We start from the raw sequence: 2,470 nt of genomic DNA, 5'->3' as shown, positions 1-2,470 counted from the left end.
CCCGACGGCCCCGGACGGCCCCCGGCTGGCCCGGCTGCGGGCCCTGGTCGCGGCCGGCCGGGACCCTCAGTACGCCGCCGCCGAGGCCGAGCGGGCCGTACCCGCGGGAGCGCTGCGCGCACCGGTGCGCCCAACCCCCCTTCCGGTGCCTGAGCCCGGGCAGGCGCATGGCACGCTATAGGGGTTCGGTTGTGAGCGTTTGAGCGTGCCGAGGGTACGCACCGTACGGAACTAGGAGCAGTCGGGTGCAGCGCTGGCGTGGCCTGGAGGAGATCCCCGGTGACTGGGGACGCAGCGTCGTCACCATCGGCTCGTTCGACGGAGTGCACCGCGGGCATCAGCTGATCATCGGCCGGGCCGTCGAGCGGGCCCGCGAACTCGGCCTCCCCTCGGTCGTGGTGACCTTCGACCCGCACCCGCGCGAGGTGATCCGCCCGGGCAGCCACCCGCCGCTGCTCGCGCCGCACCCGCGCCGGGCCGAGCTGATCGCCGAACTCGGCGTGGACGCGGTGCTGGTGCTGCCGTTCACCACCGCGTTCTCCCAGGAGTCCCCGGAGACCTTCGTCCAGCAGGTGCTGGTGGACGCGCTGCGCGCCCGGGTCGTCATCGAGGGCCCCAACTTCCGCTTCGGGCACAAGGCCGCCGGGGACGTCGCGCTGCTCACCGAGCTGGGCCGGGCGGACGACTTCCAGGTCGAGGTGGTGGACCTCCAGGTGTCCGGCACCGCCGGGGACGGCGAGCCGTTCTCCTCCAGCCTGACCCGCCGCCTGGTCGAGACCGGGGACATGGCCGGCGCCAACGAGGTGCTCGGCCGCCCGCACCGGGTCGAGGGCGTGGTGGTGCGCGGGGCGCAGCGCGGCCGCGAGCTCGGCTACCCGACCGCCAATGTGGAGACCGTGCCGCACAGCGCCGTCCCGGCCGACGGCGTGTACGCGGGCTGGTTGACCGCCGAGGGCGAGAGGATGCCGGCGGCGATCTCGGTCGGCACCAACCCGACCTTCGACGGCACCGCCCGCACCGTCGAGGCGTACGCCATCGACCGGGTCGGCCTGGACCTGTACGGGCTGCACGTGGCCGTGGACTTCCTGGCCTACCTGCGCGGGATGGAGAAGTTCCACTCCATCGAGGCGCTGCTGGACCGGATGGCCGACGACGTCAAGCAGGCCCGGGAGCTGACCGAGGCCTGATCCCGGCCGGATGTGGAAGGGCCCGCCGACTTCGGAGTCGGCGGGCCCTTCCGTCGTCACTGCTGGGGCGGCGCCTGCGGCGGGTAGCCGTAGCCCGGGCCCGGCTGCGGGGCGCCCGGCTGCTGCGGCCAGGGGGCTCCGGGGGCGGGCTGCTGCGGGTAGCCGTACCCGGGTGGCGGCGGGGCCTGGCCGGGCTGTGGCGCCCACGGCGCCCCGGGGACGGGCTGGGCCGCCTGGCCGGGGTAGCCCTGCTGCTGGGGGTCGGCGTACGGCTGCGGCTGCTGCTGGTACCCGGCCTGGGCCTGCTGCTGCCAGCCGGCCTGCTGGGCGGCCGCCTGCTGGGCCCGGGCGATGTCCTCGCCGACCAGGGTGGCCAGCTCGAAGTACGCCTCGCGGACCTTGGGCCGCATCATGTCGAGGTTGACCTCGGCACCGGCGGCCAGGCTTTCGTCGAAGGGCACCACGATGACGCCGCGGCAGCGGGTCTGGAAGTGCGCGACGATGTCCTCGACCTTGATCATCTTGCTGGTCTCGCGCACCCCGGAGACCACCGTGATGCTGCGCTGCACCAGGTCGGCGTAGCCGTGCGCGGAGAGCCAGTCCAGGGTGGTCGAGGCGCTGGAGGCGCCGTCCACGCTCGGGGTGGAGACGATGATCAGCTGGTCGGCGAGGTCCAGCACCCCGCGCATCGCGCTGTACAGCAGGCCGGTGCCGGAGTCGGTCAGGATGATCGGGTACTGGCGGCCCAGCACGTCGATGACCTGGCGGTAGTCCGAGTCGTTGAAGGTGGTCGAGACGGCCGGGTCGACGTCGTTCGCCAGGATCTCCAGGCCCGAGTTCAGGTCCTGCGAGGTGAACTGACGGATGTCCATGTAGCTGCGCAGGTGCGGGATCGCCGTCACCAGGTCGCGGATGGTCGCGCCGGTCTGGCGCTTGACCCGGCGGCCCAGGGTGCCGGCGTCCGGGTTGGCGTCGATCGCGATCACCTTGTCCTGGCGCTCGCTGGCCAGGGTCGCGCCGAGCGCGGTGGTGGTCGTGGTCTTGCCGACGCCGCCCTTGAGGCTGATCACGGCGATCCGGTAGCAGCTCATCACCGGGGTGCGGATGGTCTCCAGCTTGCGGGCCTTCTCGGCCGCCGCGGCCTTCCCGCCGAACTGGAACCGCGGCTGCTGGCGCTGCTGCTTGGGCTGGCTGCGCAGCAGCCGGTCGGAGGACAGCTCGACGGCGGCGGTGTAGCCGAGCGGGGCGCCGTGGGCGGTCTGCTGCGGGGCGGCGGCCTGCTG

3 protein-coding genes are annotated in these 2,470 nt (G+C 73.6%); 2 read left to right on the top strand and 1 reads right to left on the bottom strand.

The genetic code is table 11. From position 1 onward, the window contains the following. Both BG452_RS46215 and BG452_RS32675 read left to right on the top strand, forming a co-directional pair. On the top strand, positions 1-181 hold a 181-nt coding region (locus BG452_RS46215; protein WP_223243064.1), incomplete at its 5' end, for a hypothetical protein. A 64-nt stretch (positions 182-245) separates the two neighbouring features. Further along, the gene (locus BG452_RS32675; protein WP_188307974.1) at positions 246-1,187 is read left to right on the top strand and encodes a bifunctional riboflavin kinase/FAD synthetase; all 942 of its coding nucleotides are present in this window, start codon (positions 246-248) and stop codon (positions 1,185-1,187) included. A gap of 56 nt (positions 1,188-1,243) precedes the next feature. Here the strand turns inward: BG452_RS32675 and BG452_RS32670 are convergent. Further along, the coding region (locus BG452_RS32670) for a MinD/ParA family protein (RefSeq protein WP_188307973.1) at positions 1,244-2,470 on the bottom strand (1,227 nt) is incomplete at its 5' end.

The sequence above is a fragment of the Streptomyces sp. CBMA123 genome (assembly GCF_014596465.1).
Lineage (GTDB): Bacteria > Actinomycetota > Actinomycetes > Streptomycetales > Streptomycetaceae > Kitasatospora.
Note: the sequence above shows the minus strand (reverse complement) of the source record. Positions and strands in the feature narration are given on the sequence as shown.